Origin of the sequence: Flintibacter sp. P01028, from assembly GCF_041925235.1 — a bacterium.
Classification (GTDB): Bacteria; Bacillota; Clostridia; order Oscillospirales; family Oscillospiraceae; genus Lawsonibacter; species Lawsonibacter aceti.
The window spans coordinates 64,441-90,855 of the sequence record NZ_JBHEVC010000004.1; the positions used below are offsets into that span (position 1 = coordinate 64,441).

Consider the following 26,415-nt stretch of genomic DNA (forward strand, 5'->3'; position numbering starts at 1 on the left):
GGGCGCTGCTTTTTCAGTCTTTCGGGGTGGGCAGCAGCTTTTTTCGCCGGGTAAGGAAAATGGTCAGCGTGGTGGCAGAGGCCAGAATATCAGCCACCGGCTCGGCGATATAGACCCCCATTACGCTGTTGGTGATTCGGGGCAGAAGGATGGCAAGAGGCACCAAAAGGATCACCTTTCTCAACAGGGCAAGAAACAGGCTGGTCTTGGCCTGGCCCAGCGCCATGAAGGTAGTCTGACAGGCCATTTGGGCCCCAAAGGCCCAGATCCCGGCGAAGAAAACCGGCATGACCCTGTCCACCAGAGCGACCAGTTCCTGGTCGTCGTTGAAGATCTGGGCCAGTTGGCCGGGGAACAGGGATACGATTATAAATGCGGTGATGGTGACGGTCATCGTCACGGTCAGCAGCCGTTTGAACACCTGGCGGACCCGCTGGAAGTTTTTTGCCCCGAAGTTATAGCTCATGATGGGCTGGGTCCCCTGGGTGATTCCCTGGACGGGCATGACCACCATCTGCATCACGCTCTGCATAATCGTAAGCGTTCCCACATAAAGATCTCCGCCAAAGGTCTGAAGACTAGAATTGAGAACGACAGTGACCAGGCTTTCTGTGGACTGCATGATAAAGGGGGCCACGCCCAGCGCCGCAATCCTGGATACAATCTCCTTTTTCAAAGCCATATTGGCCAGCCGGATCCGAAGCCCGGACCGCTTAGTACACAAAAAGCCGACAACCCAGCAGGCACTGACAGCCTGGGAGAGAATTGTGGCCAAGGCCGCGCCGCGCACCCCCATTTGGAACCCAAAAATAAAAATCGGGTCCAGGACGATATTTAGCACAGCGCCGATCAGGACGGAGAGCATAGAGGTGAGGGCTTTCCCCTGGGCACTGATAAAGGTGTTCAGACCAAGGGCAAGCTGGACGAACACTGTGCCCAATAGATAGATGGATAAGTATTCCAGCGCGTAGCCCACTGTGTCCTCCGAGGCGCCAAAGGCCATCAGGAGAGGCCGCTTAAACAGGGAGAAAAATACCGTCAGCACCGCGGCGGTGCCCAGCAGAAGGGTGGTAGAATTTCCAAGGATCTGTTCAGCCCCCTTCCGGTCGCCGGCCCCCAGCCGAATGGAGGCCAGTGGGGCCCCGCCCATGCCGGAAAAGGCGGCGAAGGCGGACACCAGCATCAGAATGGGGAAAGAAACCCCAAGACCGGTCAAAGCGGTTTTACCCACCACAGGGATATGGCCGATATAGATTCGGTCCACGATGTTATACAGCATATTGATGAGCTGGGCGGCGACTGCCGGGACTGCCAGCCGAAGCATCAATCCACCGATAGGGGCAGCGGCCAGAGCTTCCTCGCCCCTGTAATTGCTAGACACGGGGACACTTCCTTTCTTGTTTCAAAGCACACATGATAAAGTTAAGAAAGCCGTAATAATTAGTATATCATGCCAGCCAAAAAAAGAAAAGAAACTTTCTGTGAACTTCGGCTTGGGATACCATAGAAAATCAGATCGTCTCACTTAATTTGGATAATTTCCGCATACTATTTTGGTTTCTCTCTCTTTTTTTTCTGTCGCCTGGGGTGTAAAATGGGGGAGAATTTGAATATCCGGCTAATAAGCAGCCGGACGGGCAGAAAAAGGAGGCCGTTTTATGAAAACCAAAAAGACCTTCAAGCCAGATGAGCTGCGCTATCTTCGGCTCCTGGCCAGACAGTATCCCACGGTGCAGGCAGCCAGCACCGAGATCATCAATCTTCAGGCTATTTTGAACCTTCCCAAAGGGACAGAGCACTTTATTTCTGATATCCACGGGGAGTATGAGGCGTTCAACCATATCCTCAATTCCTGCTCCGGTGTGGTGAAGGAAAAGCTGGATGAGCTGTTTGGCACCAGCCTGCCCCGGTCTGAGCGGGATGAGCTGTCCACCTTGATCTACTACCCGGAGGAGAAACTGGCCCTCATCGCCAAGCAGACCTCTGATCTGAATGAGTGGTACCGCATCACCCTACATCGTCTCATCGAGGTATGCCGCTGGGTATCCTCTAAATATACCCGCTCCAAGGTCCGGAAAGCTCTGCCCAAGGACTACGCCTATATCATCGATGAGCTGCTCCATACCCATTATGACGAGGCGGACAAACGGGACTACTATGAAAATATCATCAACACCATCATCGACATCGACCAGGCCCCCAGCTTTATTGAGGCCGTGTGCGAGGTCATTAAGCGGATGGCGGTGGATCATCTCCATATTGTGGGCGATATCTTCGACCGGGGGCCACGGGCAGACGTGGTAATGGACGCCCTGTTGAACTACCACAGCGTGGACATCCAGTGGGGCAACCATGATATCCTTTGGATGGGGGCCGCCTCTGGCTCCCGGACTCTAGTGGCTACCGTGTTGGCTAACTCCATCCACTATAATAACTTGGATGTCATCGAAACTGGGTACGGCATCTCCCTGCGCCCCCTGTCCATCTTCGCTAACGAGGTATACAAGGACTGCGACACCCACCGCTTCGCTGTCAAGCTTACCGGCCCAGACGCCGACCAGTACAGCGAGAAGGACAAGCTGCTGTCCGCCCGGATGCACAAGGCCATCACCATTATCCTCTTCAAGTTGGAGGGACAGAAACTGGTCCGCTGTCCGGAATTTAATATGTCCGACCGTTTGCTGCTGGACAAAATCGACTATGACACCAAGTCTATTACCATTTCTGGCGTGACCTATCCTTTAGAGGACTGTGACTTTCCTACTGTGGACCCAGCCGATCCCTATGCCCTGACACCAGAGGAGAGCCAGGTCATTGACCAGCTCACCGCCTCCTTCCAACGCAGCGAGAAGCTGCAGCAGCACATCCGCTTCCTCTACTCCAAGGGCGGGCTGTACAAGGTGTTCAATGGCAATCTCCTGTTTCACGGCTGCATCCCCATGGCCGAGGATGGCTCCTTCCTGAAATTCACCATCGGCGGAAAAGAGCGCTCTGGCAGGGAGTTTTTGGACTACGCCGAGAAGACCGCCCGCAAGGCTTATTATGACAAGCCCGGTTCCCCGGAGCGGCAGTTCGGCATGGACTTCCTGTGGTGGCTCTGGGCGGGCCGGAACAGCCCCATCTTCGGCCGGGACCGAATGACCACCTTTGAGCGGCGGCTCATCAAGGATGAGGGCGCCTGGACCGAGCCCAAAAACTGCTACTACACCCTTTATAACGACCCGGAGGTATGCGAGCGCATCCTGAAGGAGTTTGGCCTGGAGGGTCCCCATTGCCATATCATCAACGGCCATATCCCCGTCAAGGCCAAGAAGGGCGAGAGCCCCATCAAGGGCGGCGGCAGGCTCATCGTCATCGACGGCGGGTTCTGCAAGGCCTATCAGCCCACCAGCGGCATCGCTGGCTATACGCTGATCTACAATTCCCGGAATATCCGCATCGTGTCCCACCAGCCCTTTGAGGGCCGGCTGGAGGCCATTCGCTATAATCACGATATTGCCAACAACTCCCTCATTTTTGAGAGGATGGACGCCCGGGTTAAAATTGCCGAAACGGACATCGGTAAAAAGCTCCAGGCCCAGGCCAATGACCTTCGTCGGCTGCTGGAGGCCTACCGTGCCGGTGCGGTCACCGAGGACCACAAGGATTGACCCCTCTGTTTGAACTGGGACTGTCACGCTGTGACAGCCCCAGTTTTCTATTTTTTCACAAAGATGTAATAATACAGGTGGTCCACCGCCCCGGTGCCCTGAACCACGGACATCTCCTCACACCCCTCCTGAACCGCCTGGGACACCATGGCCTGGCCCTGCTCCATCCCATCCTGGGACAGGACAGGCTTCCGCCCTGTTTCCTCCTCCCCCACTCCTTCCCTACCGGCGTCCAGCCTTGACAAGCGTGGCCCCATAGCATACAATATTTTCAGCCATGCACATCTAGGCGCAGACACGGCTGGATGTGCATTCCCCCAAAATAGAGGGGCGGCGGGTCCTCCTAATTGGGCCGCGCCGGTATAGGGCCTGAATGGTCTTTTCTCTGCTCTTGATCCCGCGCCTCTTTGGTTGTAGCGCGGTATTTTTATGGCGCTCCCATCAATGCCCCAATAGGGCGGAAAGGAAGTCCCCCATGGGAAAATTTGACGGTCTGCTGCTGGTCAGTGATTTCGACGATACGCTCTATGACTCCCACCACCGGGTGCCGGAACGGAACCTGAAGGCCCTGGACTACTTCCGCAGACAGGGTGGCCGCTTCACCGTGGCCACTGGAAGAGCCCACAGGACCTTCTCCCCCCACGTCCATCTGGTCCCGATCGACGTCCCCGTGGTGCTGTCCAACGGCTCCGCCCTGTACGACTTTCACCAGGGCCGGATGCTAGTCCAGACGCTCCTGTCCCCTACCGCCCCCCAGGATTTTGGGGCGCTGATGGATGCCTTTCCCTCCCTGGGCATCGAAACTTATCACGACGAGGATATCTTTGTCTACAACCCCAATCCCATCACAGACGCCCATATGAAAAAGGTAGGCACAGACTATGAGGTCAGACCCGTCAGCCAGATGCCCGTCCCCTGGACCAAGGCCATCCTCCAGCAGGATCACCCACTTCTTCTTGAGGTCCAACGGTGGCTGTTGGAGCGGTACGGCCACCTGTATGAGGCCATCTTCTCCAATCCCTACTACCTGGAGATCACCAAAAAGGGAAGCACCAAGGGTGGTATGGTGGACCATCTAGTGTCTCTGCTGGGCATCGACCCCGGAAAGGTGTATTGTGTGGGGGACAACCAGAACGACATTCCTATGCTGGCCCGGTCGGCCATCCCCTTCGCCCCCGCCAACTGTGCCCAAGAGGTCCGGGACTGGGGTGCGCGGGTCCTGTGCCACTGTGATGACGGGGTCATCGGCGATATCGTGGAAATACTGGACAAGCTCTATTAAAGATAAAAAGCGCGCGGAGCTAGGCTCCGCGCGCTTTTTCCTAATCTTCCTTCTGTAACAATAAGCCGGCCAGTTTCTCCCCTTCCGTCCGTGTCATGGGGTCCAGCGGGCGGAACGCTCCGCCCCGAAGCTCCATCAGATCAAGGGAAAGGGCCTGCATAACTCCTTCCTGGGCCCACAGGGCAATCTGATCTCCATCCGCAGGCTCAGTAAACTCCCCCTGTCCGGCCCGGCCGGACAGCTGGGCAGCCTTGACCGCCATCACAGCCGCCTCCTGACGGGTGATGGGTCGGGCGGCCTGGAATCCGCCCTCCCCAGTGCCAGCGGCCACACCGCTCTCAACGGCCCAGTAAATCGCTGGGAGATACCACTCGATGCCGAGAACATCCGCAATCTCCACGCTCTGTGCGTCCGGACTTCCAGCTGCCTGCCACAGCAGAGCCACGAACCGTCCGCGAGTCAGTGGAGCGCCAGGGTATTCCTTTTGCTCCAGCCGCTGGGGATTGGCCAGCAGCCACTCCACCGCGGTGTCGCGGCCCTCCAGCGTGTCCTCCATGGTCTGGGGTACCAGTACATCGGGTTCCAGCGGCTCCACGCCCCGCCCGGCGTCAGCGTCTAGCAGTGTCCCCAGATCAATATACTTCCGGGAGCAGCCCACCTGTAGCCCGGAGTTGGGCAGGCGGAAGGAGCCCACTGACCCAAAGTGGTCCACGCTGCCGCTGGTCAGGTCGCCCACCAGCGCCGCTCCCATCTCCTGAAGCTCTACGGCATTGATGATAGCGGACGAAAAAGTGGTCTCCCCGATCAGACCTACCACCTCGGTTCCCCTGTCCATCTCCTGGCGGAGCACCTCCAGGAGAGGCCAGATGACCCCGTCGGAGCCGCCTCCATTATTGCGTAAATCGAGGAGGATGCGGCGATAATCCCCAGCCTCCAGTTCGGCCTGCACCTGACCGGAAAATCGCTCCATAGGTAGGTCCGGGTCCTCCATGCAGCTGTTATATTGGATATAATAGGCGCTGTCATTCAGTGGAAAGGCCAGATAATTCTGGTCCCGGCCAGCCGTCGCGGGCTGGGGCAAAGAAGCGCCCATCTGGACAAGATCTGTCCGGCCCAGCTCCTCCGCGGCCACAGGAGCGATCTCCAGGCTCTCCCCGCCGGTGAGCGTCAAGATCAAAGGCTTCCCCTTCTCCACCAGGCCCAAATATTCGTAGAAGTCCGCCACATTACAGGTCTGCCGGTACTGCCGCCGCAGTTTTACCTGGTTGTCCGCGCTGAGGACCACCCCAAAGGCCTCCACGACCCGCTCCATAGTCCTGCCGTTAACCGCGGTGACCTGCCGCCCCAGCATATCCTTCCCTGCAGCGGGGGCTGTAGTCAGATACCACTTCCCATCCCTCCAAGTGAGGGCTATGGGATAATAGCGCATGGTCTGGGCCAGGCTGCCCAGAGCTATCGTAGTGTGGGAATCTCCCACCATAGCAACCAGGCTTTGCAGATCCAGCGCAAAGGTCTGGTCGCTGGCCGAAGCCAGCGACTTCTCTATCTCCCCCCTCCGAGCCAGGAACTCCTCTTCCGGCGTGTTGGCAAACAGGTCCGGATGCCCCCGTTTCAGTGTGTCATACAGGAAATCCAGGTCCTCCTGTCGCTGCTGGGCCACAGTGTCCTCCACCGGAGCGGCACAGACTGGGACTGTCAGGCACAAAGCCAGTGTCCCAGCTAAAATTCCTCTCCACAGGCGCATCACATCTCCTCCTAATCTCAATCAAGTTTTATGGTAGGTCTATCATAGCAGAACCGCTCCGCCTGTTCCATTGAAATAAAATTAAATTTAGGGGTGCCGCCCATTCTGGCATTTCAAGCCCCTGTATGATATAATAGAATAAATGCCAGCTCCGCCTTCCAGCGTGGCTGAGATCAGGGAGGAACACCATGTCCTGCAAAGAGGAATTTATCGACATTTTTAAGTCCACCATCACCCGGGAGGGGGCCGACAAGCTGCTGGATTTTCTGGAAAATAAAAGCGACTTCTTCACGGCCCCCGCCTCCGCCCGGTATCACGGGGCCTATGAAGGCGGTCTGTGTGAGCACAGCCTGAACGTATATCACTGTCTGGTGGACTATCTCCAGCGTGAGCGGGTCCAAGAGCTCTATGGCCTGGAGTACGGCGAGGAGTCGGTGGCTATTGTGGCCCTGCTCCACGACCTGTGCAAAGTGGGGTGCTATAAAAAGGGGTTCCGCAACGTGAAGAACGACGCCACCGGTCAATGGGAGAAAGTGCCCTCTTACACCTTTGACGACCCCCTGCCCTATGGTCACGGGGAGAAGAGCGTATACATCGCCAACGGCTACATCCGTCTGACCAGGGAGGAGGCTATGGCCATCCGCTGGCACATGGGCTTTTCCGGGCCCGAGGATAACCGCACCGTGGGCCAGGCCCTGCAGAAGTATCCCCTGGCGTTTGCCTTGGCTGTGGCCGACATGGAGGCCTCCTACTTTCTGGAGGGGGAGGACTGACACAAAAAAAGCTCCCGTCCAGCGGTTCTGGACGGGAGCTTTTGCTTCAGCGGGTCGTAGTCAGGCGCCGCTCCGGGATAAAAGGACGGAGAGCCGGCACCCTGGGCAGGGCGGAAAGCAGCAACTGCCCCAGGATAAGGCAGGCGGCCAGCTCGCCCAACCCTACGGTGAGGGCGTTGAAGGCGTAGGCTGCTCCAAAACCCGGGCCGAAGCCGGCCTCGAACCAGGCGATCTCCGCCCCCACGATAACCATGTTGCACACCACTGGGGGAAGGGAGGCCAGCCACCGGTTTGGCATCCGCTGGGTGAGCAGGCAAGCGATGAGGGTGGCGGCGGAGCCGCACACCACATCCAGGGGATAGGGGGAAAACAGATTGGCGATGACGCAACCCACGAACAGCCCCGGTGTGGCGGCCGGGAACAGGAAGGGCAGGACCGTCATGGCCTCGGCCACCCGGAATTGGACTCCGCTGAATGCAGGGACAGGCAGAGCCACGGTAAGCACGGCGTAGACGGCGGCGATCAGCGCCGCCAGAGTCAGGTCTTTGATGGTAAATTTGGACATGAAAAAACCTCCATTTTTTGTTTAGAGAACAGCGGCGGAACCGCTGAACGAACATAGAGCCAGGGATCTTCCCCTGCCACGCTCCGCTCCCTCGTGGTCGGAGACCCGGCGCTTCTATGCTTGGACGAGGTTTGGAAGGAACTCGTCGAGCAATATCTTACCACAGTCCGCGCTGTTTGTCCAGAGGGATCTCTGTCCTTTCCGTGCTGGTGAATCATAGAGGAAAAGCGTCCGCTATTTCATAAGCCGGAGGAAGAATATAGAAAAATGGCCTTATGCTTTCCCAAGCTTCTGTATATCTTTTCCCAGCCGGAGGGTACCCCGCTCTCTTTTCCAACGCGGAAAAGGCAGCAGATATTATTTCCAATTTCATAGTTCAGCAATAATCTCAAATCTTAGTTTAATCGGCAGCCACCATATCGGGCAACTGCCCGCTTGGCTATTCTGAAATCAGCCTTCCACAGGACAGAAGGAAAACGGAACGCCCTGTCCCTGACCGCAAAACAGAGCAGGCCCTCTCCATATCTGGAGAGGGCCTGCTCTGTTTTGTCCTTATTCCGCAGATATCATATAGTAGTAGACGGGCTGGCCGCCGGGCAGCAGGCTGACCTCCGCCTTGGGGCAGGCCGCCGCGAAGATCTCCTCCGCCCGCTGGGCCTGCTCCTCTGTAACGTCCTCTCCATAGAAGATAGAGATAAACTCTGCCTCCTGGTGTCCCTCCGAGTGGGCCAGCCGGTCCAGCATGGATTCCAAGTCCCGGTCCGTGCCAAAGAGCTGGTGCTCCTCCAGGGCCAGATAGTCCCCCTGCTTGATGGCAAAGCCGCCAAAGTCGGAGTCCCGCGCCGCGTAGGTAATCTCACTGGTCCGGACCCGGCTAAAGCCGTCTGTCATGGCGGCAGTATTGTCCTCCTCACTGGCGTCCGGTTCGGCGCACAGCATAGCGGAGATGCCCTGGGGGATAGTCTTGGTGGGCAGGACCACCACCTTTTTATCCTCGCACAGGGACACACACTGCTCGGCCGCCATAATGATGTTTTTATTGTTGGGCAGGACATAGACGATCTCAGCCGGTGTGCGCTCGATTTCCTTCAGAATGTCCTCTGTGGAGGGGTTCATGGTCTGTCCTCCACCTACTAGTCCGTCCACGCCCAAGTCACGGAATACAGCCTCCAGTCCAGCGCCGGCGCAGACAGCCACATAGCCAAACTTTTTTTCTGGCGCCGCCTTGGCCGGGCCCTCAGTCCCGCCGGCCTCCAGCTCCCGCTCCACATTCTCCAGATCGTCAGTGCTCTGGACGTGCTTGCCGGCGGCCAGATCCTCCGCCTGAGTACGCATATTCTCGATCTTGGCCAGCTCCAGCGTCCCGTATTTTTGGGACTCGGTCAGGGCCTGGCCGGGTATGTTGGTGTGGACATGAACCTTAAAGGCGGTGTCGTCCTCACCAATGACCAGACTGTCGCCAATGGAATTCAAATAGCGGCGCAGAGGCTCCAGGTCCACATCCTCCCGGTCCTTGCGGATGATATACACGGTGTCGAAGGCAAAGGTGATATCCTCCACGGACAGGGCCTCAAAGTCGGCCTTATCCCCGGAGCCCTCCTTCTCCTCCATCACCTCAGGCATGGGTAGTCCCCGGAGCTCATCCAGCATGCCCTGAAGGATGACCAGAAAGCCCTTTCCACCGGCGTCCACTACCCCGGCTTTCTTCAGCACGGGATTCAGGTTGACCGTGTCGGCCAGAGCCACATGGCCCTCCTGAATGGCAGCCTCCAGCACGGCCTCGACGTCATTGTTCTCCCGGGCACAGCCGGCGGCCCGGGCGGCGGCCAGACGGGACACCGTGAGGATGGTGCCCTCGGCGGGCTTCATAACCGCCTTATAGGCGGCGGCCACGCCGAAATCCAGAGCGATAGCCAGATCCCGGCCGTCCATGGTTTCCTTCTCCTTGATCGCCTTGGCAAAGCCGCGGAACAACAGAGACAGGATGACGCCGGAGTTGCCCCGGGCCCCCCGCAGCAGGGCCGAAGCGGTCCCCTGGGCGGCCTGACCCACAGCCTGATAGCGGTTCTTTTTCATCTCCGCAGCGGCCGCGCCGATGGTCAGGGACATATTGGTGCCTGTGTCGCCGTCCGGGACAGGAAATACATTTAGATCATTGATGGGCTGTTTCTGCGCGCTGATGGCAGCGGCTCCATGAATCACCATTCGTTGGAAAGCCGCCGCGTCAATATTGTGTACCATAGTGGCTATTTTCCTTTCTATGAATGGTTAAAAGCGCATGGAATCCACACACACATCCACCGAGGCGACCTCTACTCCCGTGGTCTGGCTGACCACATAGCGGACCTCGCTCATAATGGAGCGGCAGACAGCCATCAGGTTGACCCCGTTTTCCACAATGATGTGCAGTTCGATGGACACAGTTCCATCTTCGTTATAATAGACCTTCACGCCCTTGGCCATAGACTCCCGCTTCAGCAGATGGACCAGACCGTCTGTCTTAGAGCGGACAGCCATCCCCTTCACGCCGTAACAGTTGGTGGCGGCGCTTCCTGTGATGGCGGTAAAAACATCGCTGCTGATGCGGATCTCGCCCAGCTCGTTCTGCAGTTTCATAGATCTCTACCTTCCTTTCGCGCAGGATAGGAATCCATATTAATACAGTTTCTATTGTATTCGATTTTCCGCAAAAATACAAGTCCCAACTTCTGTCCTCTTTTCCCTTCCTCTACCGGCCCACCCTTACACCATTCGACGCATCTTTTCCAGAAATTGGAATATAATGGGGCACATCAGGTTAGGACAGGCCCTCTTGGGCCGTATACATAGGAGGAAACAGGCATGACGGCCAGAGAAAGCATACACGGAAAGCTCAACAAACTTCGGCAGCAGTCCAAACAGACCGGTCAGATCCAGCTGTCCGCCTCCGCCCTCACCTTGTGGGCGGAGGCGGGTATCCATCTGCTGCTGGCGGCGGTGCTGGCCGGGGCGGTCATCTTTGAGGGGTATTCCCCCTTCGGGGTGGCCCTGGTCGGGGCGGCGGGCTCCGGACTGTGCGGAGGGGCGGCTCTGCTGGGAGCCTGCTTCGGATATCTGTGCCAGATGGGCTTCGCGGACGGGCTGCGGTACGCCTCCGCCTCCATTCTCACCTTTGCTGTGGCCTTCGCCTTCTACGATCTGAAGGCGATCCGTCGCTCCTGGACCATGCCGCTGCTCACCGCCGCTATCAACGGGGCGGCGGGTTTTATCTATCTGTCCCAACAGGGATGGAAGACAGTTGACGCCATCTATTTCTCTCTGGAGGTCTGCCTGACTGCAGCGGCCGTCTGGTGCTACCGGGCGGTCCTGGTCCCTATGCGTGTCCACCGGGAGGACAGGCTCCTCTCCCCTACCCGCCGGGCCGGCCTGTTGGTTTTATTGGCCACCGCGCTGATGGCGCTGGTCCCCCTCTACATCTATAAGGATATCTCTCTAGGCCGCATCCTTGCTGTGTTGGCGGTGATAACCGCCGCCTGGCAGGGCGGTCTGGCCACCGGAGCCATCGCCGGGGTGTCTCTGGGCATGGCCATGGACCTGGCCGGAGCAGGCGCCCCCATGTACACCATGGCCTACGGTCTGTCCGGCATGATGGCTGGCCTGTGCCGGGGCAAGGCACGGCTGTGGGCCGCCATGGTCTATGTACTGGTCAATGGTGGCGCAGTGTTATGGACCTGGGAGCGGGAGCTGCCTCTGTCCATTCTGTACGAGGTATTTGTGGCCTCGGTGGCCTTTCTCCTGCTGCCCCAGCGGCCCATGCGCAAGCTGGGCGTGTGGCTGGCTCCCCAGATGGCCGGCCCTGTGGACCTGCGGGCCCAAGCCCTGGTCCAGCATCAGTTGGAGGCCACAGCCAAGGCCTTCCGTACCCTGTGCGACTCCCTGCGCTCCGCCTTCCGTCCCCCGGAGAATGACAATGACGTAGCCACCGTCTTTGACCGAACCGCCAGCAGGGTATGCCGCTCCTGCTCTCTCCGGAACAACTGCTGGCAGCAGAATTACACTACCACCTTCAACGCTCTCAATGACGCCACCCCCGCCATGGTGGAGCGGGGCCGCGCGGAGGGGAGTGACTTTCCCAGCCATTTCTCCCACCGATGCATCCATTTCTCCGCCTTTCTATCCACCGTAAACGAGGAACTCACCGCCCTGTTCTACCGCCGCCAGTACAACGCTCGGGTCAAGGAGAGCCGGGCGGCAGTGGGCCGGCAGTATGCCCAACTGGCTGATCTGCTGGGGGCTGCCTCTGCAGAACTGAGCCGGGAGCTCATTCCCGACCTGCTGGGAGACCGGAAGCTGCGCCAGCGGGTGGCGGAGCTGGGACTGGACATCCGGACCGCGGTATACCGGGACAGCAGGGGCCTGCTCCGGGTGGAGGCAGAGGGTCCTGGCTGCGCTGCCCTGGCACGGCCCAGCCGTCTGTCCGACCTGTCTGACCTGCTGGGTGTCCCCCTCCGGGTGGACCAGCCCGGAGAGGACTCCATCTCCCTTCTCCAGCAGGAGCCGCTGATGGCTCTGGCCGGAGTGGCCGCCCAGAAAAAGAGCGGCGAGACGGTGAGCGGCGACTCCGGAACCTATTTCAAGCGGTCCGACGGCAAGCTGTATGTCCTCCTGTGCGACGGCATGGGCAGCGGCCCTGACGCCAACCGGGAGAGCTCCTTGGCGGTTCGTCTGCTGGAGCAGTTCCTCCAGGCCGGGGTAGAACCACGTCACGCCCTGTCCACCCTCTCCTCCGCCTTGGCGCTCCGCGGAGAGGAAACCGGCGGCTTTACTACGGTAGACCTGCTCCAGGTGGACCTGTTCTCCGGCGAGGGCCAGCTGTTCAAGCTGGGGGCCGCTCCCAGCTATGTAAAAAAGGGCTCTGCGGTCCAGAGGCTGTCCGGCACCTCCCTCCCCGCCGGGCTGGCCGAGGGAGAGCAGGGGGCGCTGGACCAGTTCACCCTGAAGCTGGCGCCAGGGGACACAGTGCTTATGGTGAGCGACGGTATCTGCGGTGCCGGGGAGGACCAGTGGGTCAAGGACAAGCTAGCCCAGTTTGACGGGGCCAGCCCCAAGGACCTGGCCCGTGAACTCATTACCGACAGCCCCAAAGAGGTCACCGATGACCGAACGGCTCTGGTCATCCGCATTGAAAAGCGGGCAGCAGGCCAGATGAAGTCATCGTTAAAATGAAACATGGCGGACGCTGTAGCGTCCGCCATGTTTTAATCCTTCCAGTCCCACCAGTTTAGCCTATCCGCCGGGCAGCTCCCATGTTCGGCATAGTACACCGCCAGCCGGTAGACATACAGGGCACACCGGTCCACCTGACAGCCCTGGAACAAGCAGTCCTTTTGATAAATGTGCTCCGGGTCCTCGCCTCGCAGGGAATTCAAAGTGGTATAGCCAATATCCGCCAAGTGGCGGGCCATATTCGGCCCCACTCCAGGGATCCGCTCCAGCTCCGACTTCATTGTCAGAACTCTGCATTGCCCACAGTACGGGGGTGAAGCTCCACATCGCGGATGTTGTTGATACCGGTGAGGTACATCACCATCCGCTCGAAGCCCATGCCATACCCGGCGTGCCGGCAGGAGCCGTAGCGCCGCAGATCGCAGTACCACCAGTAGTCCTTGGGGTCCATGCCCAGCTCCCTGATGCGGCCCTCCAGCAGTTCCAGCCGTTCCTCACGCTGGGAGCCGCCGATGAGCTCGCCGATGCCTGGCACCAGACAGTCGGCGGCGGCCACGGTCTTGCCGTCATCGTTCTGGCGCATATAGAAGGCCTTGATCTCCTTGGGGTAGTCGGTGACAAAGACGGGGCGCTTGAACACCTGCTCGGTGAGGTATCGTTCGTGCTCCGTCTGCAGGTCGGTGCCCCACTCCACTTTGAAGTCGAACTGGTCGTTGACCTTCTTCAAAATCTCCACCGCCTCGGTGTAGGAGACCCGGCCGAACTCGGAGTTGGCTACGTGCTCCAGCCGCTCCTTCAGGCCCTTGTCCACAAAGGAGTTGAAGAAGTCGATCTCGTCCGGGCAGTGAGACATGACATATCGGATGACATACTTGATCATGGCCTCGGCGTTGTCCATATAGTCGTTCAGGTCGGCAAAGGCCATCTCCGGCTCGATCATCCAGAATTCGGCGGCGTGCCGCTGCGTGTTGGAATTCTCCGCCCGGAAGGTAGGGCCAAAGGTGTACACGTTGCCGAAGGCCATGGCAAAGTTCTCACAGTTGAGCTGACCGGATACGGTCAAATTGGCCCGCTTGCCGAAGAAATCTTGGGTGTAGTCCACAGTGCCGTCCTCGTTCCTGGGCACGTTCTCCAGGTCCAGGGTAGTCACCTGGAACATCTCGCCCGCCCCTTCACAGTCGCTGGCGGTGATGATGGGGGTGTGGACATAGACAAAGCCCCGGTCCTGGAAGAAGCAGTGGATAGCGTGGGCGGTGGCGGAGCGCACCCGGAAGGCGGCGGAGAACAGGTTGGTCCGGGGCCGCAGGTGCTGGATGGTCCGCAGGAACTCTACACTGTGGCGCTTCTTCTGCAGGGGATAATCGGGGGCGGAAACACCCTCCACCTGGATAGAAGCGGCCTTCACCTCCAAGGGCTGCTTGGCTTCGGGGGTCAGCACCACCTGTCCGCGGACGATCAGCGCGGCGCCCACGTTTTGACCGGCAATCTCCTTATAGTTGTCCAGGACATTGGCGTCCATGACGACCTGCAGGTTCTTGAAGCAGGAGCCATCATTCAGCTCGATAAACCCAAAGGTTTTCATGTCCCGGATGGTCCGGGCCCAGCCGCATACGGTGACGGTCTGGCCGCCCAGCTTTTCCTGGTCGGCAAAGATGGCGGCGACGGTGACGCGTTCCATTTCATTCATCTCCATGTATAAAAAGTCGATGCCATGGAGATGTCCGCCGGAGTGGCACCCCTGGCGCGACTCGAACGCACTACATTCCGCTTAGGAGGCGGACCCTCTATCCCGGTGAGGTACAGGGGCGTATGGTGGACTCTCCATGGTATCTTTTGTATTTTATCGCACTGTCAGGAGGTTGTCAACGGGGAATGTAAAACCATTTATCCCGGAAAAACGACCACCTGTCCCAAATCTCTGGACCTTCGGGGTCAAAACGGATATACTGGGGACAGAAAAACATAGGGAGGTGGAACGGTCATGGAGGTAGAACTGAAGCTGGAGCCTGGCCGGCAGGAACCCAAGGTGGTCATCCTGGCCGGGGAGGACAGCCCGTCCCTGGAGCGGCTTCGAGCGCATCTGTCCGGCCTCTCTCTGGGCCCCATCACCGTGTGGCGCGGGGAGCGGGCCCTGCCGGTCCGGCAGGAGGAATTTCTCCGCTTCTTTGCCGATGGCAAGGGTGTATCTGCCCAGACCGAAAACCAGATCTACGCGGTCCATCTGCGGCTGTACGAGCTGGAGGAGCGGCTGGACACCACCCGCTTTGTCCGCATCTCCAACAGTGAGATCATCAATCTGGACCGGGTGACTGCCATCGACCTGTCCCTGGCCGGGACCATCCGAATGACTCTGGAAGGGGCGGTCCACGCCTATGTATCCCGGCGGTATGTGAAAAAAATCAAGGATACCTTGAACCTGAGAGGTGGGGATAAAACATGAGGGATATCCGTAAAATCTGGTCCATCCGTCTGGCCGCCGGCGCCCTATTAGGCGCTATTCTGACCACCCTGCTGGCCTGGCTGCTCCTCTCCTTTGGAGTATCCAATGGACAGTCTATCCCAGTGTCCCCCGCCGCGGTCCAGTTTTACGGCTCGGCGGCACTGGCCTTAGTAGTCCAGCTCCTGTTAGGCGGTCTCTTCGGGGCCGTGGTCTCCTTAGCCACCCTGCCATTTGCAAACGAGGGAAAAAAGCTGATCCTGCTCTCCCTGGTCCATTGGGGAGCCACTGTCCTCTGTTTCTCCCTGTTACTGACAGGCTGCCGGTGGTTGGATTTCGGCTGGGACTTGCTGCTGTGGGTGGCTCTGCTGACCCTGCTCTATTTCCTGATCTGGCTGGGCCGGTGGATCGGGTGGTATATGGAGGTGATCCAGCTTCGGGAATTGTTGGGGCTGGCTGCCGGTCCCTCTCCCCTGAAGTGGCGGGAAACCCTGCCTTATCTGCCCTTCTTGCTGTTGGTGTGCAACCTGCTGCCGGCGGCGCTGAGGTGGGTGGACAGGACCTTTGTGGTAGATGTTCCCGTACTGTCCGGTTTGCTTCTGCCTTATCTGATCCTGCCGGTAGTAGGTTATCTATCCGGCCTGTCCCTGGGAAAGCGGCAGGGAGTATGCCCCCTATATCCCCTGGCCTGTTTCCTGTTCTATCTGCCCATGGTATATCTGATATATAACAGCTCCGCCCTGTTTCACTGCTTTATGATCGCTCTCCCCGCCCTGGCTGGCAACGTGATGGGCTGGCTGTACCGTCGGGCGTTCCCAAGAAAGAATCGAACGCCCAGTGAGGGGGCTGACCATGGAGATTAAATGGTATTGGCCCATGGAAATGCTGGGATTTGTAGAGAACATTTCAGCGGAATATCAGGATGGGTATATCCATTACAGTGTGTCTGGGTCCTGTGATACCGTAATGATGTGGCTTCTTCTCGGCCTATTCCCGCTTTTATTCCTGTTTGGCTTCCTGACACGGCGGCTGTCAGCCAGAGCCGGGCGGGACACTCTGGGGATCTGGCTTGCGCGGGTCAGTGTGGCCCTGCTGCTCGGCTATGCCCTGCTCCTGTCGATAGGTGTGGGGCCTTATATTCAATTCTATCCCAGCGGAGGCGGTTTTATTTCCTTTGATACGCTAGAGCACCTATTGTACGGGATATACTGCTCCCTGTTGGCGCTGTCCCTCTTTTTGGGAGGGAAGCTGGGCAAACCGAAATAGAGCCTCTTGTCTCCTTTGAGGCTGTCCCTCTGACCCCTGCCGGTGTCCGGCTTATGATCCTTTTCCGATGCATGATAGAATCGCGGACAAGAAAGGAGCGATTGAGATGAAGCCTATCATGGACAAAACAGATAAAATTCTGTTGACTTTGTTTCTGATGTCCCTGGCAGCCTATCTGGTGATCTTTCTCTCCGCCTTTTGGGACCTGCCTCTGAACATCCCGCCCTGGCACCAGGGTCTGCTCCTGTACTTCCACAGCATCCCCATGTTTTTTCTCCAACTGCTGTTGTGCCGTCTGGCAAAGCCACACTGGCGGCTGTTCGCCCCGCTGATGTTGCTTCTGGTCCCCGGGCTTGTCTTTGTGGGCAGCGCGGGATGGGCCGTCCTGGGATGGGTCCTGTTTCTATATTGGTGCACGGCACCGACGGCAGGCTGTATTCTGGCCTGGATTGTATGGGGTGTTGGGAAGCTGGGCCGGGGGAGGGACAAGCATGAAAAAAGAGATCCATCTATATAATGTTTTGTTTCCCATCTGGCCGCTTTGGGTCTTCCCGGCAGCCTGACTGTTTTTATCCCTATACATTGAAAAACGGAGGTGCCCTATGGAAGCCCTGGCCTTTTTCGTCTTAGCACCCCTGACGGCAGGGATCATCCAGTTCTTCCTCTCCCGGAGCCGTCTGCCCCGCTGGGCCAAGTGGGGGCCCGCTGTCCTGGTCATGCTGGCAGGGATGGTCTGCTTTCTGGGGGCAGTAGACTGTCTTCCTCTGCCCAATACCTACTGGCTGGATGACGGTTCCTTTCTCGCCTTCCCCGACTACTTTTATGGAATGCTGTTCTCCCTGCCCGCCTTGTTTGGCCTGGGGGCAGGGGCGCTCTTTTCCGTGGCCCAGTGGTCGGAGTGAAAAAAGCGTCAAACGGAGACCCATTCAAATCTATAAGAAAAAAGGGCCCTGTCCATGTGGACAGGGCCCTTTCAACTCATGTGCCGGCTTCCGGCAGGTATTTGTCCGCCAAGTTCATATAGTGGCGGTACAGCACCCGGAACCGGCGGCGGTAGTTCTTTTTCCAGGGCTTCTCCCTGCCGCAGAAGTGCAGGACGGCGGTATGGGCCATGACCCAGTCCAGGTCCGCCTCTCCCATACTCCGCACCAAGTAGTTGCTGAAATTTCTGGCGTCATAGTTCCATATAAAATCGTCCACAGCCAGCACCCGGCCGCCATAGAGCGCGTTGAGAATATCCTGGTCCGGCAGGATCAGCTCGTCCCCGTGGTTAGACACGTAATCGAACAGCTCCTCCGTGTGAATCTCGTTTCTGCACCGCTCTAAATCCATTAACAGTACGCCGGAATTGTAATAGTCTCCCTCCGTCCCCAGCCGGAAGCGGTTGACATTGTTGGCAATCTCCGTCTTGCCCGTATGGGCCGCAGCGGCAAACAGATGGCCGTCTAGCTCCAGCTCCCACAGAGGGAGCAGAGAGTTGATCACCAGGGTGTCCGGGTCCAGGTACAGCACCCGTTTCAGCTCCTCCGGCAGAAAGCGGGCGGCCAGCAGGCGGTAGTACATCTCCTGGGGATACCGGTCTGTCACCGGAGCATCCTGAAAAACAGCCTCATCTACTCGGATAAGCACCAACTGGTAGCCCCATCCGGCAAGGCCGCTCTCCAGCGCGGCCAGCCGCTCCTCCGGGATGCTCCGATGGAGTAGATAGACCCTGCACTGGACGCCGGGATGACTTAGACGCAGGGATGTCAGCATCACCCTAAGCTGGGGCAGGTAATGCTCGTCCAGGGTCACAAGAAGATCCATCCGGGTGGTTTCCATCGCTCTGTCCTCCTATCTCTGTCTGTTGAAGCCCTGCCCAGGCTAACCCCGGGCAGGGCTTCCCTCCGGTCAGGAAAGCTGGAACTGCCCGGTATACAGGCGGTAGTACCGGCCCCGCTTTTCCAGCAGTTGATCATGACTGCCCTTTTCCTCGATCTCGCCGTGTTCGATAACCACGATGCAGTTGGAGTTGCGGACCGTGGACAGCCGATGGGCGATGACAAACACAGTCCGTCCGTCCATCAGGGCGTCCATGCCCTTCTGGATCAGGGCCTCGGTCCGGGTATCGATGGAGGAGGTGGCCTCATCCAGGATCATCACCGGCGGGTCCGCCACCGCCGCCCTAGCGATGGCCAGCAGCTGCCGCTGGCCCTGGGACAGGTTGGCCCCGTCCCCAGTGACCATAGTGTTGTATCCGTCCGGCAGACGGCGGATAAAGGAGTGGGCATTGGCACTCTTTGCCGCGGCAATGCACTCCTCGTCGGTGGCGTCCAGCCGCCCGTATCGAATGTTGTCCATAATGGTGCCGGTGAACAAATGGGTGTCCTGAAGCACCGCCCCCAGGGACCGGCGCAAATCGTCCTTTCGGATGGAACGTACATTGATACCGTCATAGGTGATCATACCACCCTCAATCTCATAGAAGCGGTTAATGAGGTTGGTGATGGTGGTCTTTCCCGCGCCGGTGGAGCCCACGAAGGCGATCTTCTGGCCTGGGTTGGCGTAGACGGACACATCATGCAGGATGCGCTTGCCGGGGACATAGGAGAAGTCCACATGGCTGAACCGGACGGCGCCCTTCAGCTCAGTGAGATAGTAGTCCTCCCCAGGGACATTTCGGACCGCCCCCCGGATAAGATGGAGGGAGGCATTGTGGTTGTGGTCCGGGTATTTCCAGGCCCAGCCGTGGCCGGCCAGAGAGGCCAGATCCTGTACTTCGACGAGGGTGCCGTCAGCCGCTACTCGCACCCAGATGCCATCCGGGGAGTCCTCGCCGGGGAGCAGCAGCTTGAGCCCAGTCTTCTCTCGGACGGCCTGGCCCAGCTCGGTGAGCACGTCGCCCTCCACCAGCACGGGGACAAGCGCCATGCCGCTGGTCCTGGGCGTCTTCCACGCCCAGGTGTGGGAGTGTCCCTTTCCATTGAAGGGGGACAGGGTGCCATTGGCATCCTTCTCCACCTCGATCAGGGTGACGGTGCCCTCGTCCACCTCGGGCTTGGTGTCCATCACATCGAAGATGCGTTCAGCGCCAGCCAAGGCGGACAGCAGGGTGGTCATCTGCTGGGAGATCTGATTCAGGGGCTGGCCAACCTGCTTGGAGTAGTTCAGATACACCACCAGGCCACCCAGGTCAAAGCCCTGAAGGACGGACAACAGGCCGCCGAAGGCGGCAGTGAGGGCATAGCTGATGTTCATTAGGTTGCCCGAAACCGGCATGATCATGATGGAGTAGAAGTTGGCCTTTTGCGCCGCGTCCCGGTAGGCGGTGTTCAGCTTGCGGAAGTCCTCCTTGGCCTGTTCCTCGTGGGTGAAGGCCTTAACCACCTTCAGCCCCTCAATGATCTCTTGGATCTCGCCATTGACATCACCCAGGGCAGATTGCTGTTGCTGGTAATATTTCCGGCTCCGTCCGCCCAGTGTCCTAAAGAGATACACAGTCACTATCAGCAGCAGGGCGGTAACCAGAAAGAGCTTCCAGTTGATGAACAGCATCATGGCCACCAGACCCACAAACATCAGGCAGCTAGAGCACAGAGAAACTACGCTCTGCTCCAGAGCCATCTGTACGTTATCCGCGTCATTGGTAAAGCGGCTCATCAGCTCACCGTGGGGATGCTTGTCAAAGTAGCTGAGGGGAAGGGACTGAAGGCTGTCAAACAGGTCTTTTCTCAGCCGGTTGACGCCCCTCTGGGCCAGCCGGACCATGACGGCGGACTGGCAGTAGGTGGCCACACAGCCGATCAGATAGACGCCTACCAGCTTGCCCACAGACAGGGCCAGCCCAGCAAAGTCGGTACAGCCCGACCAGATGAAGCTGTTGATGATATCCCGCATCATATAGGAGCCGCCCAGGTTGGTAAACACAGACAGCATCAAAAACAGGAACACGGCGACCAGCGGCAGCTTGCTCTTGGTCAGATATCCTACAAGGCGGCGGATCGTCTTGGCCATATTTTTCGGTTTGGCATAGCCCCCTCTTGGGGCTCTATTGGGTCCTGGCATTATCCACCCACCCCCTCTTGCTGAGATTGATAGATCTCCTGATAAATGGTATTGTTGGCCAGCAGTTCCTCATGGGTGCCCCTGCCGGCGATGTGGTCGTCGTCCAGGATCAGGATCTCGTCAGCGTACTGCACGGAGGAGATCCGCTGGGCAATAATGATCACAGTAGTATCCTTCAAGTTCTCCGCGAAGGACTGGCGGATGGCAGCCTCGGTGGCCGAGTCCACCGCCGAGGTACTGTCGTCCAGGATCAGGATGGCTGGCTTGCGGAGCATGGCCCTGGCGATACACAGCCGCTGCTTCTGGCCGCCGGACACGTTGGTCCCTCCCTGGGTCAGCAGGGTATCGAAGCCGTCCGGGAAGGACATGATGAAGTCATAGGCCTGGGCATCCTTGGCCGCCTGGATCATCTCCTCCTCTGTGGCGTCGGGGCGGCCCCAGAGCAGGTTCTCCCGGATGGTGCCGGTAAAGAGCACGTTGGTCTGGAGCACCATGCCGATACGGGCCCGCAGCTCCTCCAGCGGGTAGTCCCGCACATCCACACCGTCTACCAGGACGGCGCCGCCGGTAACATCATAGAACCGGGGGATCAGGTTGACCAGCGAGGACTTGCCGGTGCCGGTGCCGCCCACAATGGCCACGAACTGGCCGGGCTCCACAGTAAAGCTAATACCGGACAACACGTCGTCCCCCGTGCCGGCAGCCGCGTAGCGGAAGGAAACGTTTTGGAACTCCACTCTGCCCCTGGGAGCGGGAAGGACGCGGTCTACGGCCCCGGACTGCCCCTCCGGTGGGGCCACCCGGTAAATCTCGCCCTGGGGTTTGTTCTCCACGGAGGGCTCGGTGTTCAGCACCTCATGGATGCGGTGGGCGCAGGCCTGGGCACGGGTGAGCTGGAGCAGGGCCATCGCCACCATCATCACGCTCATCAGGATCTGGGCGATATAATTGATAAATGCCTGCAAGTCGCCCAGCAGAAAGCCCTCCGCCATAACCATCCTGCCGCCCAGATACAGGACGGCTACCGTGGCGCCGTTCATGGCCAGCATCATGATAGGCATGATAGCGATGATCTTCAGCCCTACGTTCAGAGCGGCCTCCATCAGCTCATCATTGGACTTTTTGAACTTTCCTCGCTCGTGGTCCTCCCGGACAAATGCCTTGACCACACGGATGGCCACCAGGTTCTCCTGCAGGGTGTTGTTCAGCCCATCGATTTTCTTCTGCATCGTCTCAAAGAGCCTGGTACATATCTTCATCAGAATTCCAATGGCCAGTATCATCAGGGGGATGACCACCACCAGCACGATAGCCAGCCTGGCGTTAATGGAAATACAGATGACCAGGGCGGCGACGAGCATCACCGGAGCCCGGACCAGCATCCGCAGGCCCATATTCAGCATCATGGTCATGGCGTTGACATCGTTGGTCATCCGGGTAATGAGAGAAGCGGAAGAAAATCGGTCGATGTCAGCGAAGGAAAACTCCTGTACCTTGTCGAACAGACACTGGCGCAGGTTAGCGCCAAAGCCCTGGCTGGCGAAGGTGGCGTATTTTGCCGAGCCCACGCCGCAGGCCATGGCGAAGAGGGACAACAGGAGCATCAGACCGCCCATCAGAAAGATGTAGCCCACATCTCCGGCCGGGATGGCCACATCCACGATCTCCGCCATGACCAGAGGGAGGATCAGCTCGCAGATGACCTCCAGGGTAATCAGGATGGGGGACTTGATCGCGTCCTTCTTGTACCCCTCCAAATGGGTAAGAAACAGAGAAAGCAAATTAAGGTTCCTCCTTTGCTTGGGTCTTTGTGGGGGACTCCCCCCGCAAGTTATGGAGCATTCGCCGGCGGAAGGATAGCAACTGCTCCCGCTCCACCGGGGAGAAGCCCTGGAGCATCTGCCGGGACACAGTTTCAAAGGCCATTTGGCAGCCGATGACCGCCTGCTGCCCCTTGGGGGTAAGCAGTACACGGTTGCGCCGCGCGTCTCGTCCGCGCTCCCGCCGGATATATCCTCCCTTTTCCAGTGATTTCAGTGAGTTTGCCACCGCAGCCGGCGAGATATGCAGCAACTCGGCCAGCTCCCGCTGGGCGTGACACTGGCCGTCCGGGTCGCTGTCGGCACAGCTTTGCAGGATGGTCAGCAGCATGGGGTGGCCGATCTCGTTTAGGTCTGCGGCGATCAATTCCGCCTGAACAGCGGCCCGGTGCGCCAGGTTAATCTGCTGGGACAGCAGCTCCAGCTCGTTGGAGACCGGGATCAAAGCACTCCCCTCCTTTCCAATTAATTAACGGGTTAATAATTAACACGTTGATTATTTTAACACCGCTCTAAAAAATGTCAAGACGGTCCCGTTGAAATTCAAAAACTGTTTACATCCTTCCCCAATAATAGCAAAATAGAGGGCCTGCCCTTCCTGGGCGGCCCTCTATTCTATGGCCTTTCACGGGAATTTACTCCTCGTAATCGTCATACTCAGAGGCACAGGCCGTGCGCTGCAGCTTCCCCTTGGCGTGCCCGCACAGCTCAACCAACGCATCCCAATAGGCGATGATGGCGCAGACCATGGCGGCGGCGCCCAGGGACAGAGCCACGATCTTCAGGACGAAACGGGCTATTTTCATATCTGTTTTCCTCCTTTGTTTTTACTGGTTATCGCTATTTTACCTGATACCGGGGGAAAATACAATCGTTTTTACAAATTTAATCGTCCCAGGGCCGCCCTTATCTATGATCCAGAGGATTTCCCATCCTCTCCCTTCGGCGGCAGGGCCCGGAATACAGTTCCCTCCGCCGGCTCCACCTGCCGCTCCTCCATCAGCTGTTCCACGGTGACAAAACAGTAACCCTCAGACAACAGATTATCCACTACCCGCAGCGCCGCATCTACTGAGGTGTCAAAGATATCGTGCATCAGGATAATATCCCCATCCTTCACATGCTCTACCACCGCTGCCACAATGCGGTCCACATCCTTGTCCTTCCAGTCCTCCGGGTCCACCGACCACAGAATGATGGGGCAGTCCGCCCACTTGCGAACCGAGCTGTCAAACAGGCCGTAGGGGGGACGCAGCCAAAACTCCCCATCGCCCAGGATCTCTGCCAAAAGCGCCCTTGTCTTGCCCACCTGAAGGTCAAAATCCTTGCGGGATAGGTCTGATACCACGACGTGTTCAAAGGTATGAATCCCAATCTGGTGTCCGTCTGCCGCCATACGGCGTATCAGCTCCTCGCTGCCCTCAATCCGGTTGCCCACCAGGAAAAAGGTGGCGGGCACCTCCCGCAGCGCCAGTCCGTCCAGCAGCCGGCCGGTGGTGGAATTTCTGGGGCCATCGTCAAAGGTCAGTGCCACCAGCGGCGGCTCTCCCTCCTCAAGCTCCACTGTAGTCGCTCCCCCTGTCATAGTCAGCTCCTGCGGCGGTCCCGGCCATAGGAGAAAGGCCGCCAGCCATGCCGCCAGCCAAAGTATTTTTCCTGTTTTCACCCGCTCCGCCCCTTCCTTGTCCCTTCGGGAACAGTATGTGCGGCCAAGCGGAAATTTCTCCATGAAAAAAATGTTTTCCAGCAGCTTGACAAAAGCTCCCGCCTGTGTATAATATGAAGCAAGCTTCACGTGAAGCACGCTTCATATTTAGAAAGAGGAGGGATCGGGGTTGAAAAACAAAGTCCGGGAGCTTCGGGCCGCCGCCGGCATGACCCAGCAGCAGTTGGCCGACTTGGTCCATGTATCCTCCCGCACGATCATCTCCATTGAAAAGGAGCAGTACAACCCCTCTCTGCTGCTGGCCTACCGCATCGCTCTGGTGTTCGGGGTCAGTCTGGAGGAGCTATGCTGCCTGGAAGAAAATAAGGAGCTGGAGGACAAGGAATATGAAAATATATAACAAAAAAGGTCTCATTTGGGGCGTGTTCTGGACGATAGGCGGTCTCTTCTGTCTGTACCGAGATATTGTTGACCCCCACGATTTTCTGCCCCAGCAGATCAAGTCGGTGATCCTCTCCGTGCTCCTGTTGGCAATGGGCGTCACCGGTTTTGTCCGGGCTTTCTCCAAACGGGCCACCATCGAGGATAAGACCGAGGAACGGGATGAACGCAACAAGCTGGTCCGCCTGAAGGGGGACGCCATGGTGGGCAACATCCTCTTTTATGTTCAGATGGCCCTCATGCTGGCGGGGGTTCTGGCCTATGCCGTCACAAAAAAACTTGTATTCGGCTTCCTTTTCCTAATCTGTGGACTGAATGTGAGCCTATGTTTCATCCTGTCCATTATCTTTGCCGTCTATTATGAAAAACATGTCTAGGAGGTTCGTCCTGTGAAGATCAAAAGCGTCCGGAATCTGGCCTCCGGCATCCTGTTGATGTTTTTGGCGGCCGCCTGTGCCTGTAAACTCCTATTGGACGGCTTTCAGCTTCGTTTCCTCCTGTCCGCCCTGCTGGCTGTATCCATTTCCCTGGTCAGCTTTTATTTCGCCTTCACCCACCGAGGGATCGAGGAGGAGCTCTCCCGGTACGCCGATGAGAGGGACCGCTATCTGGCGATCAAGTCCGGCCACGCGACGGTCCGTATCATGAACTACCTGCTGCTGGGCGGCTGCTGGATAGCCCTTGTACTGTACGGCTTTACCAAGTCCGCTCTCGCGCTGTCCGTTGCCGCCACTCTGTGCGGCGTATTGATCGCCATGTTCATCATTATGTTGGGGGTGAATCTCTACTATGAGCGCCGAGGATAAGAAAAATGTTATAGAACAGCCTGTCAAATGGGCCAATCGCCGCCCGTTATATGACGAGCGGGATCAGGAAATTGAGGCCCGTGCCAACAGCAAGGCTCTTGGCTTTGGGGCGGGCTGTCTGGAATTGTTCACCGTTCTGTGCGCCGTGAAGGGGGAGTCCGCCTGGCGGGGCGGTCTGGCCCTTCTCCTGTTGGGAATGTCCGCCAGTATGCTGTACCGCTCCAGTGCCTACGAGGAGAAGCCCTATCTCTGGGGTGGCCTTCTTCTGGGAGCTCTCGGCGCCACCCTGCTGGCCTGGTTCACCTTCGGAAGCTGAAAGGAGGATATCCATGTGGATCATTGGAGGCGTGCTCTCCTTCTACCTACTGCAGAAGCTGGCTACTCTGCTAGCCGTCGGACTGTTTTTGCTGGCCGTCTGGATGAAATCGAAAATATCCCATATGGATGGTGAAAAATGGGACCAGTATTTCAGGACGTTAAGCAACCGGGGATATACGGCTGTGTTCTTTGTCTTTTACACTATCCCTCATCTGGCCCTGGGCTGGGTGGGATACCTGCTCTATTCCCATTTTTGTTTCCCCGCTCCGGCTGTGCTGGCCCTGCTCATTCCCCTGCTGGGGATTCTAAAGGCAGTTCGGATGCTGGACGAAAACAAGGAAAAGCTGTGGGCCAAGATCCGTAAGCTGGGATAAACAGATAAAAAGCGGGCGGCCATT

General features: G+C 58.2%; 28 protein-coding genes and 1 tRNA gene. 14 read left to right on the forward strand and 15 right to left on the reverse strand.

Translation table 11 applies throughout. The features are described from left to right. Positions 1 to 13: 13 nt before the first annotated feature. On the reverse strand, positions 14 to 1,324 hold the full coding sequence (locus tag ACEVJK_RS09030) for an MATE family efflux transporter (protein ID WP_147573387.1): 1,311 nt from the start codon (positions 1,322 to 1,324) through the stop codon (positions 14 to 16). Between the two features lie 334 nt (positions 1,325 to 1,658). Here ACEVJK_RS09030 and ACEVJK_RS09035 point away from each other — a divergent pair, with 334 nt between their 5' ends. Further along, positions 1,659 to 3,650: a fructose-1,6-bisphosphatase gene (locus tag ACEVJK_RS09035; RefSeq protein WP_147573346.1), complete on the forward strand. Its 1,992-nt coding sequence runs from the start codon at positions 1,659 to 1,661 to the stop codon at positions 3,648 to 3,650. Positions 3,651 to 3,697: 47 nt separating this feature from the next. On the opposite strand, the gene ACEVJK_RS09040 is transcribed toward ACEVJK_RS09035, so the two are convergent. Then, positions 3,698 to 3,895: a hypothetical protein gene (locus ACEVJK_RS09040; protein WP_374740417.1), complete on the reverse strand. Its 198-nt coding sequence runs from the start codon at positions 3,893 to 3,895 to the stop codon at positions 3,698 to 3,700. 230 nt (positions 3,896 to 4,125) lie between these two features. Here ACEVJK_RS09040 and ACEVJK_RS09045 point away from each other — a divergent pair, with 230 nt between their 5' ends. Beyond that, complete coding sequence (locus ACEVJK_RS09045; RefSeq protein ID WP_186853143.1) at positions 4,126 to 4,932, forward strand: HAD-IIB family hydrolase; 807 nt, start codon at positions 4,126 to 4,128, stop codon at positions 4,930 to 4,932. A 40-nt stretch (positions 4,933 to 4,972) separates the two neighbouring features. On the opposite strand, the gene ACEVJK_RS09050 is transcribed toward ACEVJK_RS09045, so the two are convergent. Further along, the gene (locus tag ACEVJK_RS09050) at positions 4,973 to 6,676 is read right to left on the reverse strand and encodes an S-layer homology domain-containing protein (RefSeq protein ID WP_374740418.1); all 1,704 of its coding nucleotides are present in this window, start codon (positions 6,674 to 6,676) and stop codon (positions 4,973 to 4,975) included. Between the two features lie 188 nt (positions 6,677 to 6,864). Between ACEVJK_RS09050 and ACEVJK_RS09055 the strand changes: the two genes are divergently transcribed. Then, complete coding sequence (locus ACEVJK_RS09055) at positions 6,865 to 7,449, forward strand: hydrolase (protein ID WP_147573345.1); 585 nt, start codon at positions 6,865 to 6,867, stop codon at positions 7,447 to 7,449. Between the two features lie 46 nt (positions 7,450 to 7,495). On the opposite strand, the gene ACEVJK_RS09060 is transcribed toward ACEVJK_RS09055, so the two are convergent. The 3 genes from ACEVJK_RS09060 to ACEVJK_RS09070 all read right to left on the reverse strand — a co-directional run bounded on the left by ACEVJK_RS09060 (position 7,496) and on the right by ACEVJK_RS09070 (position 10,630). Then, the gene (locus ACEVJK_RS09060; RefSeq protein WP_147573344.1) at positions 7,496 to 8,014 is read right to left on the reverse strand and encodes a QueT transporter family protein; all 519 of its coding nucleotides are present in this window, start codon (positions 8,012 to 8,014) and stop codon (positions 7,496 to 7,498) included. 552 nt (positions 8,015 to 8,566) lie between these two features. Continuing rightward, positions 8,567 to 10,255, reverse strand: coding sequence for a DAK2 domain-containing protein (locus ACEVJK_RS09065; RefSeq protein ID WP_186852263.1), 1,689 nt, complete (start codon positions 10,253 to 10,255; stop codon positions 8,567 to 8,569). Positions 10,256 to 10,282: 27 nt separating this feature from the next. Continuing rightward, positions 10,283 to 10,630 (reverse strand): Asp23/Gls24 family envelope stress response protein, encoded by a 348-nt coding sequence (locus tag ACEVJK_RS09070; RefSeq protein ID WP_147573342.1) that lies wholly within the window; start codon positions 10,628 to 10,630, stop codon positions 10,283 to 10,285. 225 nt (positions 10,631 to 10,855) lie between these two features. Here ACEVJK_RS09070 and ACEVJK_RS09075 point away from each other — a divergent pair, with 225 nt between their 5' ends. Then, the gene (locus ACEVJK_RS09075; protein ID WP_374740419.1) at positions 10,856 to 13,219 is read left to right on the forward strand and encodes a SpoIIE family protein phosphatase; all 2,364 of its coding nucleotides are present in this window, start codon (positions 10,856 to 10,858) and stop codon (positions 13,217 to 13,219) included. A 32-nt stretch (positions 13,220 to 13,251) separates the two neighbouring features. Here the strand turns inward: ACEVJK_RS09075 and ACEVJK_RS09080 are convergent, their stop codons facing one another. The 3 genes from ACEVJK_RS09080 to ACEVJK_RS09090 all read right to left on the reverse strand — a co-directional run bounded on the left by ACEVJK_RS09080 (position 13,252) and on the right by ACEVJK_RS09090 (position 15,026). Next, on the reverse strand, positions 13,252 to 13,500 hold the full coding sequence (locus tag ACEVJK_RS09080) for a helix-hairpin-helix domain-containing protein (protein ID WP_147573340.1): 249 nt from the start codon (positions 13,498 to 13,500) through the stop codon (positions 13,252 to 13,254). 2 nt (positions 13,501 to 13,502) lie between these two features. After that, complete coding sequence (asnS, locus tag ACEVJK_RS09085; RefSeq protein WP_147573339.1) at positions 13,503 to 14,897, reverse strand: asparagine--tRNA ligase; 1,395 nt, start codon at positions 14,895 to 14,897, stop codon at positions 13,503 to 13,505. Positions 14,898 to 14,949: 52 nt separating this feature from the next. Further along, a tRNA-Arg gene (locus ACEVJK_RS09090) sits at positions 14,950 to 15,026 on the reverse strand. Between the two features lie 174 nt (positions 15,027 to 15,200). On the opposite strand from ACEVJK_RS09090, the gene ACEVJK_RS09095 reads away from it, so the two are divergent. The 5 genes from ACEVJK_RS09095 (at position 15,201) to ACEVJK_RS09115 (ending at position 17,824) form a co-directional block, all read left to right on the forward strand. Then, positions 15,201 to 15,659 (forward strand): LytTR family DNA-binding domain-containing protein, encoded by a 459-nt coding sequence (locus ACEVJK_RS09095; protein WP_147573338.1) that lies wholly within the window; start codon positions 15,201 to 15,203, stop codon positions 15,657 to 15,659. After that, positions 15,656 to 16,519 carry a DUF3021 family protein gene (locus ACEVJK_RS09100; protein WP_186852265.1) on the forward strand — a complete coding sequence of 288 codons (864 nt, stop codon included), beginning with the start codon at positions 15,656 to 15,658 and terminating at the stop codon, positions 16,517 to 16,519. The genes ACEVJK_RS09095 and ACEVJK_RS09100 overlap by 4 nt, the downstream gene beginning before the upstream one ends. Next, positions 16,509 to 16,922, forward strand: a complete 414-nt coding sequence (locus tag ACEVJK_RS09105; RefSeq protein WP_186852266.1) for a hypothetical protein — start codon at positions 16,509 to 16,511, stop codon at positions 16,920 to 16,922. Before ACEVJK_RS09100 ends, ACEVJK_RS09105 begins: the two co-directional genes overlap by 11 nt. 106 nt (positions 16,923 to 17,028) lie before the next feature. Further along, on the forward strand, positions 17,029 to 17,439 hold the full coding sequence (locus tag ACEVJK_RS09110) for a hypothetical protein (RefSeq protein WP_262669429.1): 411 nt from the start codon (positions 17,029 to 17,031) through the stop codon (positions 17,437 to 17,439). An 85-nt stretch (positions 17,440 to 17,524) separates the two neighbouring features. Beyond that, positions 17,525 to 17,824: a hypothetical protein gene (locus ACEVJK_RS09115; RefSeq protein WP_374740420.1), complete on the forward strand. Its 300-nt coding sequence runs from the start codon at positions 17,525 to 17,527 to the stop codon at positions 17,822 to 17,824. A 76-nt stretch (positions 17,825 to 17,900) separates the two neighbouring features. Here ACEVJK_RS09115 and ACEVJK_RS09120 read toward each other — a convergent pair whose 3' ends face one another. The 6 genes from ACEVJK_RS09120 to ACEVJK_RS09145 form a co-directional block, all read right to left on the reverse strand. Continuing rightward, complete coding sequence (locus ACEVJK_RS09120) at positions 17,901 to 18,743, reverse strand: glycosyltransferase family 8 protein (protein WP_147573334.1); 843 nt, start codon at positions 18,741 to 18,743, stop codon at positions 17,901 to 17,903. A 69-nt stretch (positions 18,744 to 18,812) separates the two neighbouring features. Then, complete coding sequence (locus ACEVJK_RS09125) at positions 18,813 to 20,966, reverse strand: ABC transporter ATP-binding protein (protein WP_374740421.1); 2,154 nt, start codon at positions 20,964 to 20,966, stop codon at positions 18,813 to 18,815. Beyond that, positions 20,966 to 22,747: an ABC transporter ATP-binding protein gene (locus ACEVJK_RS09130; protein WP_147573332.1), complete on the reverse strand. Its 1,782-nt coding sequence runs from the start codon at positions 22,745 to 22,747 to the stop codon at positions 20,966 to 20,968. The genes ACEVJK_RS09125 and ACEVJK_RS09130 overlap by 1 nt, the downstream gene beginning before the upstream one ends. A gap of 1 nt (position 22,748) precedes the next feature. After that, a complete protein-coding gene (locus tag ACEVJK_RS09135) occupies positions 22,749 to 23,231 on the reverse strand; it encodes a MarR family winged helix-turn-helix transcriptional regulator (RefSeq protein ID WP_374740422.1) in 483 nt (160 codons plus the stop codon). 190 nt (positions 23,232 to 23,421) lie between these two features. Continuing rightward, positions 23,422 to 23,592, reverse strand: coding sequence for a hypothetical protein (locus tag ACEVJK_RS09140; RefSeq protein WP_186852271.1), 171 nt, complete (start codon positions 23,590 to 23,592; stop codon positions 23,422 to 23,424). 104 nt (positions 23,593 to 23,696) lie between these two features. Continuing rightward, positions 23,697 to 24,515 carry a polysaccharide deacetylase family protein gene (locus ACEVJK_RS09145; protein ID WP_262669425.1) on the reverse strand — a complete coding sequence of 273 codons (819 nt, stop codon included), beginning with the start codon at positions 24,513 to 24,515 and terminating at the stop codon, positions 23,697 to 23,699. Positions 24,516 to 24,621: 106 nt separating this feature from the next. Here ACEVJK_RS09145 and ACEVJK_RS09150 point away from each other — a divergent pair, with 106 nt between their 5' ends. From ACEVJK_RS09150 to ACEVJK_RS09170, 5 genes are read left to right on the forward strand one after another with little or no spacing between them, the layout of a single operon-like run. Next, positions 24,622 to 24,852 carry a helix-turn-helix transcriptional regulator gene (locus ACEVJK_RS09150; RefSeq protein ID WP_147573330.1) on the forward strand — a complete coding sequence of 77 codons (231 nt, stop codon included), beginning with the start codon at positions 24,622 to 24,624 and terminating at the stop codon, positions 24,850 to 24,852. Continuing rightward, positions 24,839 to 25,270: a hypothetical protein gene (locus tag ACEVJK_RS09155; protein WP_147573329.1), complete on the forward strand. Its 432-nt coding sequence runs from the start codon at positions 24,839 to 24,841 to the stop codon at positions 25,268 to 25,270. The genes ACEVJK_RS09150 and ACEVJK_RS09155 overlap by 14 nt, the downstream gene beginning before the upstream one ends. 12 nt (positions 25,271 to 25,282) lie before the next feature. Beyond that, a complete protein-coding gene (locus tag ACEVJK_RS09160; protein WP_262669424.1) occupies positions 25,283 to 25,699 on the forward strand; it encodes a hypothetical protein in 417 nt (138 codons plus the stop codon). After that, positions 25,683 to 26,015: a hypothetical protein gene (locus ACEVJK_RS09165; RefSeq protein WP_147573327.1), complete on the forward strand. Its 333-nt coding sequence runs from the start codon at positions 25,683 to 25,685 to the stop codon at positions 26,013 to 26,015. Before ACEVJK_RS09160 ends, ACEVJK_RS09165 begins: the two co-directional genes overlap by 17 nt. A gap of 13 nt (positions 26,016 to 26,028) precedes the next feature. Then, a complete protein-coding gene (locus ACEVJK_RS09170; protein WP_374740423.1) occupies positions 26,029 to 26,391 on the forward strand; it encodes a hypothetical protein in 363 nt (120 codons plus the stop codon). The last annotated feature ends 24 nt before the right edge of the window (positions 26,392 to 26,415 follow it).